General features: G+C 61.5%; 11 protein-coding genes. 6 read left to right on the plus strand and 5 right to left on the minus strand.

Annotated features, from left to right (window positions below):
• Nucleotides 1–8: 8 nt before the first annotated feature.
• The 3 genes from NR164_RS12695 to NR164_RS12705 form a co-directional block, all read right to left on the minus strand.
• Nucleotides 9–1,139, minus strand: a complete 1,131-nt coding sequence (locus NR164_RS12695) for an MFS transporter (RefSeq protein WP_017848071.1) — start codon at nucleotides 1,137–1,139, stop codon at nucleotides 9–11.
• Between the two features lie 70 nt (nucleotides 1,140–1,209).
• A complete protein-coding gene (locus NR164_RS12700) occupies nucleotides 1,210–2,574 on the minus strand; it encodes an MFS transporter (protein WP_046382901.1) in 1,365 nt (454 codons plus the stop codon).
• A gap of 176 nt (nucleotides 2,575–2,750) precedes the next feature.
• Entirely contained in the window at nucleotides 2,751–3,614 is an 864-nt protein-coding gene (locus NR164_RS12705; protein WP_128191854.1) for a Dyp-type peroxidase, read from the minus strand.
• Between the two features lie 138 nt (nucleotides 3,615–3,752).
• Between NR164_RS12705 and NR164_RS12710 the strand changes: the two genes are divergently transcribed.
• Nucleotides 3,753–5,369, plus strand: a complete 1,617-nt coding sequence (locus tag NR164_RS12710; RefSeq protein ID WP_046485027.1) for an NADP-dependent glyceraldehyde-3-phosphate dehydrogenase — start codon at nucleotides 3,753–3,755, stop codon at nucleotides 5,367–5,369.
• A 23-nt stretch (nucleotides 5,370–5,392) separates the two neighbouring features.
• Nucleotides 5,393–6,454: an FUSC family protein gene (locus NR164_RS12715; RefSeq protein WP_177032092.1), complete on the plus strand. Its 1,062-nt coding sequence runs from the start codon at nucleotides 5,393–5,395 to the stop codon at nucleotides 6,452–6,454.
• 106 nt (nucleotides 6,455–6,560) lie between these two features.
• On the opposite strand, the gene NR164_RS12720 is transcribed toward NR164_RS12715, so the two are convergent.
• Both NR164_RS12720 and NR164_RS12725 read right to left on the minus strand, forming a co-directional pair.
• Nucleotides 6,561–10,457 carry a hypothetical protein gene (locus tag NR164_RS12720; protein WP_256822808.1) on the minus strand — a complete coding sequence of 1,299 codons (3,897 nt, stop codon included), beginning with the start codon at nucleotides 10,455–10,457 and terminating at the stop codon, nucleotides 6,561–6,563.
• A 464-nt stretch (nucleotides 10,458–10,921) separates the two neighbouring features.
• Nucleotides 10,922–11,674, minus strand: coding sequence for a TetR/AcrR family transcriptional regulator (locus NR164_RS12725; protein WP_256822809.1), 753 nt, complete (start codon nucleotides 11,672–11,674; stop codon nucleotides 10,922–10,924).
• Between the two features lie 356 nt (nucleotides 11,675–12,030).
• Between NR164_RS12725 and NR164_RS12730 the strand changes: the two genes are divergently transcribed.
• From NR164_RS12730 to NR164_RS12745, 4 genes are read left to right on the plus strand one after another with little or no spacing between them, the layout of a single operon-like run.
• A complete protein-coding gene (locus NR164_RS12730; RefSeq protein WP_017848077.1) occupies nucleotides 12,031–12,738 on the plus strand; it encodes an ABC transporter ATP-binding protein in 708 nt (235 codons plus the stop codon).
• On the plus strand, nucleotides 12,735–13,934 hold the full coding sequence (locus NR164_RS12735; protein WP_256822810.1) for an ABC transporter permease: 1,200 nt from the start codon (nucleotides 12,735–12,737) through the stop codon (nucleotides 13,932–13,934). Before NR164_RS12730 ends, NR164_RS12735 begins: the two co-directional genes overlap by 4 nt.
• Nucleotides 13,927–15,408, plus strand: a complete 1,482-nt coding sequence (locus NR164_RS12740; RefSeq protein ID WP_256822811.1) for a TolC family protein — start codon at nucleotides 13,927–13,929, stop codon at nucleotides 15,406–15,408. Before NR164_RS12735 ends, NR164_RS12740 begins: the two co-directional genes overlap by 8 nt.
• Complete coding sequence (locus NR164_RS12745) at nucleotides 15,398–16,651, plus strand: efflux RND transporter periplasmic adaptor subunit (protein WP_256822812.1); 1,254 nt, start codon at nucleotides 15,398–15,400, stop codon at nucleotides 16,649–16,651. The genes NR164_RS12740 and NR164_RS12745 overlap by 11 nt, the downstream gene beginning before the upstream one ends.
• Nucleotides 16,652–16,688: the final 37 nt, after the last annotated feature.

Consider the following 16,688-nt stretch of genomic DNA (forward strand, 5'->3'; position numbering starts at 1 on the left):
TCACATTGTCAGTTGGAACGCTTTGCCCGCCAGCAGAACACGGCGCTGATGGCTATCGCGGCGCCCGCCAGGCCAAACACCCAAGGGGCCGCGGCGACCGGCAGCAACAACCCCGCCAGCAGCGGCCCGAGGCCGGCGCCGATATCGCGCCATACCGCGTTGGAGGCCAATGCCGACACGCGCATCGAACCGGGGTTGCGTTCGGCCACCAAGGTCGTCACCAGGGGTAACTGCAACGCCCGCAACACCAGCACTGCCGCCGCGCCGACGATCACCCAATAACTGCCGAATGCCGCCAGGGCCAAAGCGCTCAGGAACGAAAACAACAACAGCATCGACGTGGCGCCGAAGCGTTGCGCGGCGCGACCGCCCAGCGGGCTCAGGAGCATTTCCGAGACATAACGCAAGGCCATCAAGGCACCGGCGATCAGCACCGCGTCGCCCCCGAGAAGCTTCTGTGCCTGGATCGACAGGCCAAAGATAAACAGCCCATCCAGCGCCACGCCTTCAATAAACGACCACAGCGCCACGCTGTCGGGCCACTTGAAACGGCGCCCCGGACTGCTGTGCAAATCATGGCCGACAGTAGGCAACCCCCGCGCCATCCACAAGCCCAGCAGGCAGCATCCGGCGAGAATCAGAAAGATCGGACGCGGTCCGGCCCATAAGGTCAGCCAGCCGCCGAGCGGCAATGCGAGCATCGGCCCGAGGGCGATCAAGGCCCGCGACCGCCCTGCCCGGCGTGCGGCACCCGTCGGCTCGGCGGTCGCCAGCACTTGGGTCGACAGGTTCAACGCGGCAAAACACAGGCCCCAGACCAGCCGCAAGCCCAGCAATGCAGCGAAGCCCGACAGCATCGAGTTACCCAAGGCACACAGCGTCGCGGCACCGGCGGCGATCATGCAGGTCAGACGATCGCCGTGGCGCGCATAGAAATTGAGCACGTGGCGGTAACCGAAAATCCGCACCAGTCGGTTGGCCGCCAGCAGCACCCCGGCCTGGGCCAGCGTGATGCCGAATGCCTGGGATTCCATGGGCAGCAGCAGATAAAGCAACACATCACTGGGCAGGCATAAAGCCAAGGTCAGCGCGGCGCGGCGGGAGGTGATGTCGGCAGTGCGTTGGGCCTGGCTTGCCATAAATCTGAAACATCCCGAAATATTCAGGTCGCCACCGTAGCCTTCTCGAACGGCTTTTTACAACGCTCGATTAAACCTTTTTGTCATACGGCAACAACCGCAGGCCGCTGGCCACACTGCCCACCAACGCAAACGCGCAGCCTAGCCACAACGCGTAGTGCGGGCCGCTGCCCAGGGACCAGTGAAAACACAACGCCACCAGCGACGCTCCCAGCGTCTGCCCCAGCAACCGCGAGATCGCCACAATGCCACTGGCCCCACCGCTGCGGGCCAAGGGTGCGCTGGTCATCAATGCCTTGAGGTTGGGCGACTGGAAGAACCCGAAACCGGCTCCGCACAAGGCCATGCGCCAGCCGATCTCGAACGCCGACGCATCATTGTGCAACGTCGCCAGGGCCGCCATGCCCACGCTCAGCATCAACAGGCCGATCCCACACAACAGGCCGAGGGACACGCGGTCGGCCAGGCGCCCGGCGACCAACGCCATCACCGCCACCACCGCAGGCCAGGGCGTCATCAGAAAACCGGTCTCCACCTGGCTGTGCCCGAGCACTGCCTGCAGCAGAAACGGCAGCGACACAAAGGCCAGACCCTGGGCACTGAAGGCGCAGATCGCCGTGAGCGAAGACAGCGCAAACACCGGGCGCTTGAACAAGTCCACTGCCAGCATCGGCGCCGGGTGCCCGGCCTGGCGGCGCAGCAGCAGCGCGCCGCAGACCAGCGCCAGCGCGATCAGGCCCAGGGTCAACGCACCTTGGGCGCCATGCACCGCCGTCCCCAGGCCAAGCACCAGCAAGGCGAACAGCCCGGCACACAACAGCGCGGCAAGACGATCGAAGGCATGCCCGGCCATGGGAATGACCGGTAATGAGCGCAAGCCCAACAGCAGCGCCAACAAGCCCAGCGGCACGTTGATCAGGTACAGCCAGTGCCAACTCGCCACCGACAGGATCGCCGACGCCGCCGTCGGCCCGAGCGTGAACGCCAGCCCCACCACCAGCGAGTTATAGCCCAGGCCGCGCCCGAGCATGCGCGACGGATAGATATGCCGCAGCAACGCCGTGTTGACGCTCATGATCGCGGCCGCACCGAGCCCCTGCACCACCCGCGCCGCCGTGAGCGTCACCAGCGACCCGGCGATCCCGCAAAACAGCGACGATACGATAAACAGCAACAAGCCACCGAGGTACACCCGACGGTGCCCGAGCACATCGCTCAGCGAAGCGAAGGGCAACACCGTGGCAATGATCGCCAACTGGTAGGCATTGACCACCCAGATCACCGACGCGGAGTCGGTGCCAATGCCGTCGGCCAGGGTCGGCAGCGCCGTGTTGACGATGGCCGTGTCCAGGGTCGCCATGCCGATGCCCAGGGAAATGGCGATCACCGCCGGCAGGCGTTTGTTCAGGGGCAGCCCATCGGCAACAGAAGACATGCACAATCCGCACAGGTGACAAAAGGCCTCCAGATTACGGGCTGCGACGATTTTTTCCAGTCGCCAATGCGTTGGCTGTCAACATCTTCATGTTGCCTGCACCCGTAAAAAAAACGCGCCAACTCCGTATCGGTGATGGCGCGTGGGCTGGCGCAATGACCCAGGCAAACGCCTGGTCAGATCAACACGGCACTCAGGTCCAGGCGCCCGTCCTTGAGCGGCGGGCACCAGTAATAGCCGCCGGTCAACGGTGTGCTGATGCGGTACAGGCCGTCGACGATGCCGTCTTCCAACCCGCTCATGCGGCGCAGTTGCGCTTCAAACGCATCGAAGGAATGCCCGAACGCGAGGAACATCAAGCCAGCCTGGCCGTTTTCTGCCCAGGGCATCGAGCGGCGCACCACGAACGCTTCCGGGGTGAAGCTTTCCTGGGCGGTGCGTTTGGTGTGGGCGGACTCGGGCGCGTCCTCCAGTTCTTCGTTGTCGCCGTGGCGGCGACCGATGATGTGGTCGCGTTCCTGGGCAGGCAACGCGGCGAAACCATCGAGGTCGTGCTGCCATTGCTGGATCGCGGCGAAGCTGGCGCCGCTGTCGGTCAGCGCGGCTTCGACGGCGGCATCGTCGTGGGGGTTTTCGGTGCCGTCTTCGTAATCGGTCAGGTCAAAACCGCTCTTGTAGCGGAAGCCTTCAGTCGACTGCACCAGGCGGAACGCCGGGGCCAGGGCTTTCTCCAGCGCACGGCTGCGCAAGAGCAATTCGCCGCGATCCACGCCATGCAGCCACACCCACAATGCTTGCTGCGTGGAGGGGTTGTGCGCGCCCGGCGCGCTGACAGCTGGGAATGCGCGCAGCCCTTCGATCTGCGTGCCCAGTGCGTTGACCAGCGGCTCACCCAGACCGACCACTGCGGCCGAATCCGCCCACTGCACCAATGCGTTCAACGCAGCAGGTACAGCGGCCAGGGAGTCCACGGCAAAAAACAGATGGCGTGCCTGTAAAGGCACCGGTGCGGCAAGAATGCCCGGCTGGTACTGACTCATGTGAACTCCTTCAAGAAAGCCTCGCAGTTTACCCGCCATGTGCAGCCGTGCGTACAAGAAAGCGCGCAAGCCTTGCCACAGAACCCGTTGTTGGGTGACTCTCTAGTCATGTTTTGCAACTATTTCAGGGGTAGCGACATGACCACCGATAACCTGCTCGCCCAGCTGTTTCCTTCCTGCGCCGCCGATATTCCCGAGCAATTCCGCCTGGGAGCGCCCATCGAACAGCGCGATTACCTGGTCGACGGCCAGTTGCGGGTGTGGAACGGCCCCTTGGCCCAAGTGCTCAGCCCGGTGCAACTGGGCGACGAACGCGTACAAATCGGCAGCACGCCGCTGCTGGATGCCGACACCGCCCTCAGCGCCCTCGACGCCGCCGTGCGCGCCTATGACCGCGGCCAGGGGGAATGGCCGACGATGCGCGTGGTCGACCGCATCCGCCACGTCGAAGCGTTCTTGCGGCGCATGCGCGAACAGCGTGATGCGGTGGTCAAGCTGCTGATGTGGGAAATCGGCAAGAACCTCAAGGACTCGCAGAAAGAGTTCGACCGCACCTGCGACTACATCACCGACACCATCAATGCCCTCAAGGAACTCGACCGCCGCAGCAGCCGCTTCGAGCTGGAACAGGACACCCTCGGCCAGATCCGCCGCGTACCGATGGGCGTGGCGCTGTGCATGGGGCCGTACAACTACCCGTTGAACGAGACGTTTACCACGCTGATCCCGGCGCTGATCATGGGCAACACCGTGGTGTTCAAGCCGGCCAAGCTCGGCGTGCTGTTGATCCGCCCGCTGCTGGAGGCATTCCGCGACAGCTTCCCGGCCGGGGTGATCAACGTGATCTATGGCAGCGGCCGCGAAACCGTCAGCGCGCTGATGGCCAGCGGCAAGATCGATATCTTCGCGTTCATCGGCACCAACAAGGCCGCCAGCGACCTGAAAAAACTGCACCCGCGCCCGCACCGCCTGCGCGCAGCCCTGGGCCTGGACGCGAAAAACCCAGGCATCGTGCTGCCCCAGGTCGACCTGGACAACGCCGTCAGCGAAGCGGTCACCGGCTCGCTGTCGTTCAACGGCCAGCGCTGCACCGCGTTGAAAATCCTGTTTGTGCATGAAGACGTGGTCGACAGTTTCATCCAGAAATTCAACGCCAAGTTGGCGACCTTGAAGCCCGGCATGCCGTGGGAAGACGGCGTGGCACTGACGCCGCTGCCGGACGCCGGCAAGATCGATTACCTCAACGCGCTGGTCGCCGATGCGGCCCAACACGGCGCTCGCGTGGTGAATGCCAATGGCGGCGTCAGTCGCGGTACCTTTTTCTACCCGGCGGTGCTGTACCCGGTAAACCCGCAGATGCGCGTGTACCACGAGGAACAGTTCGGCCCGGTGGTGCCGATCGTGCCCTACCGTGACCTGGAGACCGTGATCGATTACGTACTGGAATCGGATTTCGGCCAACAACTGAGCCTGTTCGGCACCGACCCGGCCGAAATCGGACGGCTGGTGGACACCTTCGCCAATCAGGTCGGCCGCATCAATATCAACGCCCAGTGCCAGCGCGGCCCGGACACCTTCCCCTTCAACGGCCGCAAGAACTCGGCCGAAGGCACACTGTCGGTACATGACGCCTTGCGTGTGTTCTCGATCCGCACCCTGGTGGCGACCAAGTTCCAGGACAGTAACAAGGCACTGCTCAGCGAGATCCTGCACAACCGCAACTCGAGCTTCTTGACCACTGACTACATTTTCTAGAGGACGCCTCGCCGTTGATTAACCTGCACTTGCCTGTATTTGCCCGGCGCCTGCTGCGCCCGCTGCTCGACCCTTACCGCCGCTATCGCCATGCCAAGCTGATCCACGCCGTGCGCGTGTCCATCGGCTTGCTGGCGACGATCCTGCTGACCACCGGCATCAACCTGCCCCACGGCGAGTGGGCGTCGGTGACCATGCTGGTGGTGATCGGCGGCCTGCAGCACCACGGCAACATCGGCAAGAAAGCCATGGAACGCGCCTACGGCACCCTGATCGGCGCCAGCGTCGGTTTGCTGCTGGTGGTGCAGGAGACGTATGTGGGGCAGCCGCTGCTGACCTACTTGTTGATGTCGGTGGTGTGCGGGTTCTTCTCCTATCACGCCATCGGCAAGGGCGGATACACCGCCTTGTTGTCGGCGATCACCGTGTTTATCGTCGCCGGGCATGGCGACAATCCGCTGTCGGACGGGCTGTGGCGCACGGTCGATATCCTGATCGGTATTGCGTTGGCCCTGGCGTTTTCCTTCGCCTTGCCGCTGTATGCCGTGTACTCCTGGCGCTACAACCTGGCCAGTGCCTTGCGCGACTGTGCCGCGATCTATAACCGCATCATCAGCGGTCAATCGGTCACCGACGACGAACACCTCAAACTGCTCAGCCGCGTGAATACGGCGATGCTGCAACTGCGGTCGTTGATGCCCTCGGTGTCCAAGGAGGTACGGATCTCCATGACCCAGTTGGACACGATCCAGCGGCATTTGCGCATGTGCATCAGCACCCTGGAGATTCTGGGCAACACCCGGCCAGACCCTCGCGACGAACAGGCAATGGCGCGGATGCAGCTGATGTTGAAGGCCGAGCATCGGCAGATTCGGGTGCAGTGGGTGGGGATGGCGCGAGCGTTGCAATCGGGGGCTACCGAGCGACTGGAGCGGCCGGGCAACACAGCGTTCATTGAACCGCAGTTGGGGGGCTCGGTGCATAACGCACTGGACGGGTATCGGTTATTGACGATGCAACTGGTGGCGAATGTCGAGGCGATGCGTTCACGGTTGGCGCTGAGCGCGAATCGATGGAAGATTTGACCGTCCAACGGAAAAGCCGCGATTAGTCGCACACTCGAGCAGATAAAAACAGAAGCTCACGATTTACCGCGAGCCTCTGCAACTCCGCTTTTTTTGGTGTTTGGCGCTACCTGAGCCCAACACCATTGAAGTGGTCCCCGATTATATGATCTTTCCCAGCCTGGACAGCGCCGGTATTGATGTTCAGGCCATAGTAGTAATTACTAAATAAAAAGCTGTGCGAGTACGTTGACGTCCAATAGAGCGCAACGCCCATCGGCCAGCGATTTCCATAAGCCTGGTGCAGTTCACGGGCTTCATCAAGAGTAGGCAAACGAGCGCCAGCAGCACTCGCATTGTTCCGGATGACGCCAAGCGTGTTTCGGCCCAAGCCGACACACCGCACGATGTTACTGACAACCACGGTGTAACTGCGAGCTTGTGCCGGTACCGAAGAGTCACGGACCGTAATTGATGCACTGCCGTTCCCGCGCACCGTGACCAAACCCGAAGTGCTGTGGACATTGGCGACATTTCCATTCGATGTCAGGTACGTGTAAGGCGGTGTTCCGCCTGTTGCCTGGTGCTGCACCTGATTACCCGGACCGAATACCGGCAGTACATCTGGAGAACCGTCGATCAGGTATGTCTTCTTGTTCAGATAAACCGTGGCCTGATTGAAAACAAGTGCTGTTGCATGGACGATCTGATATTGAGTCGACGGGAAAGGTACCGCTCGTGACTTGTCAGCCTGCTTGTTGAAGTTGATGGAGACAAGGACCGTGACCGTGCCATTGTTCGGTACAGACAGCAGCCAACTGCGCAACACATTGATATTCGCGAAGCCGTTGATGGCTTCATTTTCCGAAACGCTGTGAGCCACCAGCAAATCTTGTGTGACCGCACCGGGGGCCGACAGGCTTATCCAGGCAACTTGATCTTTTTGGCTGTAGGCCCATTTGGCCATCGTCAGTATCGCATCGCCAGTCAAGTTCGCCGGATTTATGGTTCCGCCGTGGGCAATACGGTTAATCAAGGCCCTTGGCAAGCTGCTCTCTGGAATGGCCTGGACATGCACGGTCTGCACTTGCGACGATCCATCCCCGCCTCGGCCCAATATCACTTCGTACTGCAGGTGGACAGTGCTATTGATGCTCACACCCACCAACTTATTATCGACATTGAAGGTTACCGTGCCACCGTCCAGACCAGACGTTGTGCCGACCTCGGTCACGGTGCCGTCCGCGTGGAGCCAGTACAAGGTAATCAGATCTGTCCCACCCTGGTTCATATTGGGATAGGTCACCAACACCTGGCATTTGTTCTCGACGGTCAGGGGGTGGATGATCACTTCGGGCCCACTCGGCGGGGTCGAATACTTGATTTCCGGATGGGGGAATATGTTGGACTCTGTCTGGACCATATGGTGGCGGGTGTCGAACCACACGGCGTTGGCAATGTGGTTGCTTTGATCGAACGTGACACCAAACTCGATGGTCAGGCTCGTCCACTCTTTCAAGTTGCGTAGTCTTCCCACAGGGGTATAGGGCGCGGGGCCGTTGCTGACATCCTCGACAGAGACTTCACGGCCTTCATAGGTTTCTTCCTTGTACGGAACATCGGTATTCAGCGTTCCGGAGTACTTCAACCACATACGCTGTCCCCTCTCGATATAGATCCAAGGTGCCACGCGAGTTTTGTCGAGGTCGTCCAGCTTGGGGATTTCAAGAATAGCGCTATTGCCGATGCTATCTATTTTCGCACCAGGTAAGTGATTCAGGGTCAGCAGGTTCAGCGTAAGAACGGGTGAAGCCGTGGGGAAACCGTTGCGAATCACCTTAAACGACACGTCAATATCACGCCCCAGAGGATGGATATTGAAGCCAATGACGGGGACCGGAATGGTTACCTCGACAAAAGCGTCACCACTGTTGGCAGGCTTGACTTCAAAATACGTCCCGGCACCCGCCAGCCCAAGCCAGCATACTTCAACTTGATCGCCGTTCTTGGGCTGGTCATAGCGGCAGCGTACCGTGGCGCCGCTAATCGCCACCAACCACGGATCCAGTTCATCCGGCCCCGTTGTCGCCTCCAGCACTTCAGGAGAGAACAACTCGCCCAATGCCCGCCCGATGGTGTAAGTCGTCTCCTCGGAAAGCTCATCGACGCCAAACCGTCTGCGCGTATAACTGACAATCAACGTGCCATCCAGATTATCCACAATCAGTTGCCTAGGGACATCCACCAAGAGTGGATTGGAATTCACCGCCAGCCGATAGTCGACAAGGGTGATCCCGGTGACCGAGCCCACATACTTGATGACGACTTCGTCACCTGCCCTGAACTCCGCACGCGCTTCAAAGGTAGCGACACTGCCCACTGCCCCGGGATCAATATTGTGGGTGGCGTCTGCCTCTTGGATAATGGGCGCAACCAGGCTGCGTGGCGGCCGGCCGACCTGGATGTATCGACGTTCCGATTCACGAACGCTTGCCGGCCCCGTGACCTGGTAATAGACCCGAGTGCGGTTCAGCCCTTCAAATCGTGCGTATTCCGCGTTGACAAAATCCCGGAACCGGGGATGGGTCCCCGCAACTCGGTGACTGAACACGCGCTCCACGCTGCCATCCAGGCGCTCAGCCTGAATACTGACTTGCAGATCATCTCCCGCATTGCCTGGCGGGACATAGTCGGGCATCGCCACCGTGATAAACCCCAAATCCGGCTCGACAAATGGCCCGTGGGCCTGAGTGACGTCGGGTGCGGGGAGCGTGTAGCGGATGCCCGCGACCGTATAGACAGTCGAGCGGGCGCGCAACATGTCTCTTTCCCTGACGTAGGAAATTCTCAGGGTGCTCTGTATCAATGAGCGGACAAATGCATTGGGGATTGAAATATCGTTGTAGCTGCTCAAAACAACTTCCACGCGAAAATCAAACGTAACAGGCTCCCCCTCCACCGTAGTGCCTTCCACCGTCCATATGAGGTAATCGCCACGGACGAAGTTCGGATCATTTCTGCGGATAAACACAGACCCGGTAGCCGGAAGGCCATGCAATTCATCGGCTTCCAGAATCAATGTCAGGTGATCGGCTTCAACGATCTCCGGCTCATCCAGCAGCGTGGTATCAAGGTCAACATTGACGGGGATCGGTTTGCCCCACCGATGGCACGGGCCGGACTCATCCAGAACCTCATCATACAAATAGAATTGCACGACAAAATGGCCGCTACCGACAGCCACCAAGAACTCACTCTCTATCGTAAACGTCAGGTCATGCCCGACTTGGTCGGCGCGGATAGGCAGGAGTTCATAGCGGTAACCGCCCCAGTAGAACATCACCAGGTCATTGACCCGCATGTTTACCCACGCGTGGATGGTGACCCCAACGCCCCGAGCGGCAACGACGGCATCAACAAATGTGTCGGTAAGTGTAAAGGTCAGACCATGGTGATAGGTTCCATCACAGTTGCCCTCTCCACCAGGCAGTGTGTCCAGGATCAGAACTCTTTCAGGTACAGAAGAACTCTCCACACCAGAACCAACTCGGATGACCTCGCCGTAGACATTTTCGACAAAAAACAGCAGCAGTCTGCTTCTGGGAATGACCAAAAAAAATCGTGGGTCGCCTTCGTTGGCAGCCGTCACCTTCTCTTGCATCATCAATATTCCATTCATCCAGATTCGATATTCGTCACCTGCACTGCACTGAACCCAGCGCTCGAAAATGTAGGTCAATCCATCACGGATATGACGCCGGCCAATACCATAGGCGGCCCCTAAGACGGGTATGACCCGCGCGGGCGATGTGTAGGGAGAGTCAAGGTCCTGCAAAACCGGTGGCGGTACGGGTGTTCGTGGGGAATGTTTATTTTTGGCGGCTGTCTTTGTCGCACTTGCGACAGGCGGTGCTGAAGCAGACGGTTTGTTGGTCGCCGCCTGCTTGGAATTCGTCGTACTGGTTTTTTCTTCCGTCGACTTTGTTACGACGGCTTTTTTCGAACCGGCAGATTTGGTTGGCATGATCATTCTCCTAAGCGGGTACGCATCAGGTGAAATCAAACGCCGCTTTTAGCAACGCGGGTACCTGTTAGAAATTACAGTTCAGACGGATGGCAGTGAATCTACCTATTCGGAAGCCCGGCAGTCAGTAGAACACCTGCCGATATCGGCAAGGGCACCTGCACGACTGCGCCGCGCAACGGCCAATCGGTCACCGACGACGAAAACGTCAAAACCGCGTGAATACGCGCGACGCGGCACTTGCGTTCGTTGATGCCATGCGCGGCCTGTTAGTTTTGACAGTAGCGACAAACGGTACCGCAACGGAACACGCGCGGATCACAAATTTTTTATTCGCAAACCTTTTCCTACATATTTTTCACGACTTATTCACATCGCGGGACGTAGGGTAAAGCCTCATCCGTTACAAACGTTGCACATCAAGCCCGCCGCCCCAGCGGGCTTTTTTTTGTCCCGGATTCGAGCTAGCGCGCCACCTTGCCGACGGGCGCGGACGCTTGCTCGCGAATGGCGCGCTGGGTATCGAGCACCTTGGCCAACGCCACTTGCGCCTCGGGGCTTTGCTGCGGCACGCGAATCGCCGCCGAGACCAGCGTGATCAACTTGGCCATTACTTCGGCATCCGTGGCCGGGCGGCCCAGGCTCATGGAGTTCATCAGCAGGCGCAGTTCGGTGCCGGCCATCACACCGGAAATCGCCTTGAGGGCAAATTGCAGGCGTACCCCCAGTTCGTTGCGCGGCAAGTCCGGCAAGGCCAGGGCGAAGGCTTCGAAGAAGCGCTGGAACACCGGCTGGTAATGGACCTTGAGGTATTCCTGGATAAACGGCGAGGTGTCGCTGTAGACCCGCCCCAGGAAACGAATGAACGAACGCCCTTCCCCACTCGCCGGGTCGCTGCGCTCCAGGCCCATGGCCGGGGCGAACAGCACACCGAGCAGCGTGTCGCAATCGAGGGGGCCGTCAGATTCGGCTTCGCAGCGTGCCAGCAGTTCCAGGCGCTGCTCGTTGAGCGGCTCCAGGCGCTGCATCAGCAGGGTTTTCATCAGGGCGTCCTTGTCCCCGAAGTGATAGTTCACCGCAGCCAGGTTCACCTGGGCACGCTCGGTAATCTGCCGCAACAAAACAGCGTCATACCCGTATTTGATGAAGAGAGCCTCTGTCGCATCCAGCAATCGAGTCTTGGTAACGTTTGGAGAACTGACTTTCTTCACGACCATAAAAGTTCCACGCGGGAAATATTGTTTTAAAAATAAATTTGATTTTTTATACCGGGGCCACCGCTCGAAAGCAAGTAGTGACACTGCGCCATATCAGCGCAAGCCTTGGCAGACGGGCCCGTCGAGGCTGACCAAAGGATTTTTGCGCGGTGGGTTTTGCCCCCGGTGCATTTATTTCAAAGGGTAAAAACCCTCTACAACGATGGCTGGCGGAGCCGGTTGAACGCGGTTAGTATTCAAAGAATATTTTAAAAACAAGAAATCAAACCAGTCCGTGACGTGTCCCAGGCAGCTCCCGAACTTGTTACAAATTTTTACCGGGGCAGCACGGCAGCGTCGAGACTGCAGGCGTAGTCATGATGACAGATACCCCCGCGCACCCAGGCTTGATCTCCCTGCAAGGCATCGGCAAACGCTATCAGCTCGCCGGACAGCACCTGTCCATCCTCAATGATGTGTGCCTGTCCATCGCCCGCGGTGACAGCTGCGGCATCCTCGGCGCCTCCGGCTCCGGCAAAAGTACCCTGCTCAACATCCTCGGCCTGCTGGACCTGCCCAACTGCGGCCAGTACCGCTTTGCCGGCCACGACATTTTCAGCGCCAGCCCGGATGAACTGGCGGCGATCCGCAACCAGCAGATCGGCTTCGTGTTCCAGAGTTTCAACCTGCTGCCGCGCCTCAGCGCATTGGACAATGTCGCCCTGCCCCTGAGTTATCGCGGCGTGTCGCGCCACGAGTCGGTGGAGCAGGCCCTGCGCATGCTCGAACAAGTCGGCCTGGCCGAGCGCGCGCACCATCGCCCCGCCGACCTCTCCGGCGGCCAGCGCCAACGTGTGGCGATTGCGCGGGCACTGGTGGGCAAGCCCTCGGTCATCCTGGCCGACGAACCCACCGGCAACCTCGACAGCAGCACCGCCCAGGACATCATGGACCTGCTCCTGGCGCTGAACCGCGAGCAGCAGGTCACGCTGATCATCGTCACCCACGACGCGCACATCGCCGAACGCCTGGAGCGCAAGATCCTGGTGCGCAACGGCGTGGTGCATGAGGCCGGGCGCCCATGAGCCTGCGGGTCGAGCAGAGCCTGAGCCAATTGCTGCATGAAGCGTTCGTCAGCCTGCGCACCCTGGGCAAGCGCTCGATCCTCGCGCTGCTGGGCATCGTGATCGGCAGTTCGTCGGTGGTGGCGCTGATCAATATCGGGCATAACGCGGCGGTGGATGCCGCGCTGATTTTCAAGGACATGGGCACCGACACCCTGGTCGCGCAGTTTCCGCCCAAAGCCGACAGCAGCGTACCGATGCGTGCCCGCCTCGACCTCGACGCCGTGCGCCAGGCCGTGCCCGGGATCGCGCACATCGGCGCGCTGAGCCTGTTCAGCGGCGCCATCGTGTTCCAGGGCCGCAGCGTCAACGCCAACTTCGTCGGCAGCACAGCGGATATCCCCGCGGCCCTGCGCCTGGCGCTGCGCGAGGGGCGCTTCCTGTCGGCGTTCGATGCCAACGAAACCTACGGCGTGATCGGCGACCAGATCGCCCAGGCCCTTGGCGCCCCCGGCGCGCCGTTAAAGCTGGGCGACCGCGTGCGTATCAGCGACTACCTGTTCCAGGTGGTCGGCATCCTGCACCACCAGCCCCGGGCGATGCTGATGCCGGTGCAGGCCAACGAATCGCTGTTCATTCCCGCCGACGGCATGCGCCGCATCTACGCCAGCCCGCAAATCGGCAACGTGATCATCCGCGCCGCGCCGGGCCAGGACATGGAACGCATCGCCCGGGAAGCCGCCGCCGCGCTGCAACGCCAATTGACCTTGCACAGCGTCGACATCACGGTGCCCCAGCAAATGATCGACGGCATGACCCGGCAGAGCCGCACCTTCGCCTACCTGCTGCTGGCCCTGGGCGCGATCTCGCTGGTGGGCGGCGGTGTCGGGGTGATGAACGTGATGCTGATGAACGTCTCCGAACGCCGCCGCGAGATCGGCATTCGCATGGCGCTCGGCGCACGCCAGCGGGATATCCGCAACCTGTTCCTGCTCGAAGCCATCACCCTCACCGCCGTCGGCGCGCTGTGCGGCGCGGTGCTCGGCATGACCGCCGCGTGGCTCTACGCCTGGCTGTCGGGCTGGGCCTTCGCCCTGGCGGTCGCCGCCCTGCCCCTGGGGGTGGGCAGCACCTTGCTGGTGGGGTTGTTCTTCGGCATTTACCCGGCGGTCTCGGCCTCGCGGTTGCAGCCGGTGGAGGCGTTGCGCGATGAATAAACGCCTGCTGCTGCTCCTGGCGCTGATCAGCCTGCCGAGTGTCGCCGCCGATATGCTGATCCGGCCCACGGCGCCCAGCACCACGCGCAGTGGCTACGATCGCGGCGTCTCGCTGAATGCCCAGGTCACCGCCATCACCCTGGGCGACGCGGTGTACCTGGGCCTGCGCAACAATCCGGCGATTCGCAGCGCCTACCTGCAGCGGGTCGCGCAGAAATTCGACCTGCGCGTGGCCGAAGACGTGTTCAACCCCAAGCTCACCCTCAACAGCTATTACCGCAGCTCCCGCGGTTCCGCCGACAATGCACGCAATACCAACGTGGCCCCTGCCACCAGCCTGCTGGGCGAGTACGGCACGCGCCTGAGCATGGCCTGGACCCAGCAACTGAATACCGCCAACCGGGCCGGTCGCTACCGCAGCGACGGCCTCGACCTGGCGCTCATCCAACCGCTGATGCGCGGCGCCGGCTGGGACGCGACCACCGCGCCGTTACGCCTGTCGCGCCTGTCGGAGCAGGCCAACCGCCTGAACCTCAAGGCCACCGTGGCACAAACCATCAGCCAGATCATCGCCACCTACCGCGAGTTGCTGCGCGCCCAGGAGCAACTGAGCATCGTCCAGGACGCGCTGAAACGCGCCAACACCTTGCTGGAAGTCAACAAGGCGCTGATCAGCGCCGGGCGCATGGCCGAGTTCGAGATCGTGCAGACCGAAGCCGATATCGCCACCCAGCAACTGGGCGTGGAAGAAGCGCAGAACCAACTCGACACCAGCCGCCTGGCCTTGCTGCGCCTGCTGGCCCTCGACCTGTCGACGCCGATCCGCGCCACCGAAGCCCTGGAGGCCAAGCCCATGCAGATCGACAAACGCGAGGCCTTCAACCTGGCGCAGAACCAGCAACCGGAGTACCTCGCCACCCTGCTCGGCAGCCAGCAGGCCGACCTCAACCTGGTGATCGCCAAAGACTCCGGGCGCTGGCAAGTGGACCTGGTGGCCGGGGCGAACCAGATACGCAACAACTACGACAACGACACCGGCAGCGGCAACAACCGCAGTTGGGACAGCTACGCCGGGGTGCAGGTGCAAATCCCCATCGGCGACATCAGCACGCGCCAGGCCGAAGTGCGCGCGCGGGTGAATGTGGAGGATCAGGCCATCCGCATCACCGACGCCCGCCAGGAGCTGGAACGCAGCGTGAACAACGTGGTGCGCGACCTCGGCACGCGCTGGCGCCAGTACGAAATCTCCCAGCGCGCCGTGGAATTGTCGCGGCGCAAGATCGAGATCGAACGCGAAAAACTCAGCGCCGGGCGCTCCACCAACTTCCAGGTGCTGAGTTTCGAGACCGACCTGCGCAACGCCGAAAACACGCAGCTCAATGCGCTGATCGCTTATTTGAACGCCCAGACCCAGCTCGATCTGACCCTGGGCATGACGCTGGAAAGCTGGGAAATCGCCCTCAATGACTACTAACCAAAAACGCCTGCTGGCGGCTGGATTGATCGTGCTGCTGGCGGCCGCCGGCGTTGCGGTGCAAAGCCATCGCAGCGCCGCCGACCCGATCCTCCCGACCGAACAGTGGCTGGCGGTGACGCCTGGCGCGCTGGTGCATCAGATCGGCCTGGTGGGCAAGATCGAGCCCGACACCACCCTCACCCTCACCGCGCCGTTCGACGGCAATGTGCAGGCCAACCTGGTGGAGCAAGGCCAACGCGTCGACGCCGGGCAAGTGTTGCTGCGCATGGACCCGGCCCTGCTCGAAGTGCAACTGCGCGATGCACTCTCCGCGCAACTCAAGGCCCGGCGCACCGTGCAGGAAATGCAAGACTGGGACAGCAGCCCCACCGTCAGCCGTGCACGCCGCAGCCTGCGCACCGCGCAAATGGGCGCCGACAACACCCAGCGCAAACTCACCGAAAGCGAAAACCTGTTTCAGCGCGGCATCATCCCGCGCAACGAACTGGACGACCTCAAGCAACAGACCCAGCAGCAGCAACTGGACCTGATCGCCGCACGCGATGAACTGCAACAGGCACTGGAGCAAGGCAAGGGCGAATACCGACAGATCGCCGAGATGGAGCTGACCAATGCCACGGTGAAGTACGACGCGCTCTACCGACAGCTCGAAGACAAGGAGGTCAAGGCGCCCTTCTCCGGCATCGTGGTGCCCGCCCCCGGAAGCAGCAACGCGGCAGCAGGCGCGGGCAACACCAACGCCCCGGTGCAGGCCGGCAGCAAGGTCAGCCAGGGCCAGGTGTTGTTCGGTCTGGCCAATATCGAACGGCTGAAAATCGTCGCCAGGGTCTCCGAGCTGGACATCAACCAACTGCACCAGGGCCAGGCGGTGGAGGTGATGGGCGATGGCTTCGACGGCGAACGGTTGAGCGGCTCGGTGAGTGTGGTCAGCGGTTTGGCGATTGCCGGCGAGACCCAGGGCAGCGCGCAGTTCCCGGTAACCCTGTCGATCCCCAGGCTGACCCCGCAGCAATTGCAGCGGGTACGGCTGGGGATGAGTGCGCGACTGACCATCGTCACTTACAACAACGCGCAGGCGATCGTGATTCCGAGCCAGGCGATCCAGCCGGACATGACCGTCGAATATCGGCCGACGATGGACCAGCCGGTGGAACGCGTGACCGTGACCACCGGGCAATCGACGCCGCAGGGCGTCGAGGTATTTGGCCTAAAACCCGGCTTTATAAAGACCCCAAGATAGAGGAAGTTGCCCTGTGGGAGGGGGCTTGCTCCCTCCC

This window comes from Pseudomonas sp. Pse79, assembly GCF_024519615.1.
Classification (GTDB): domain Bacteria; phylum Pseudomonadota; class Gammaproteobacteria; order Pseudomonadales; family Pseudomonadaceae; genus Aquipseudomonas; species Aquipseudomonas veronii.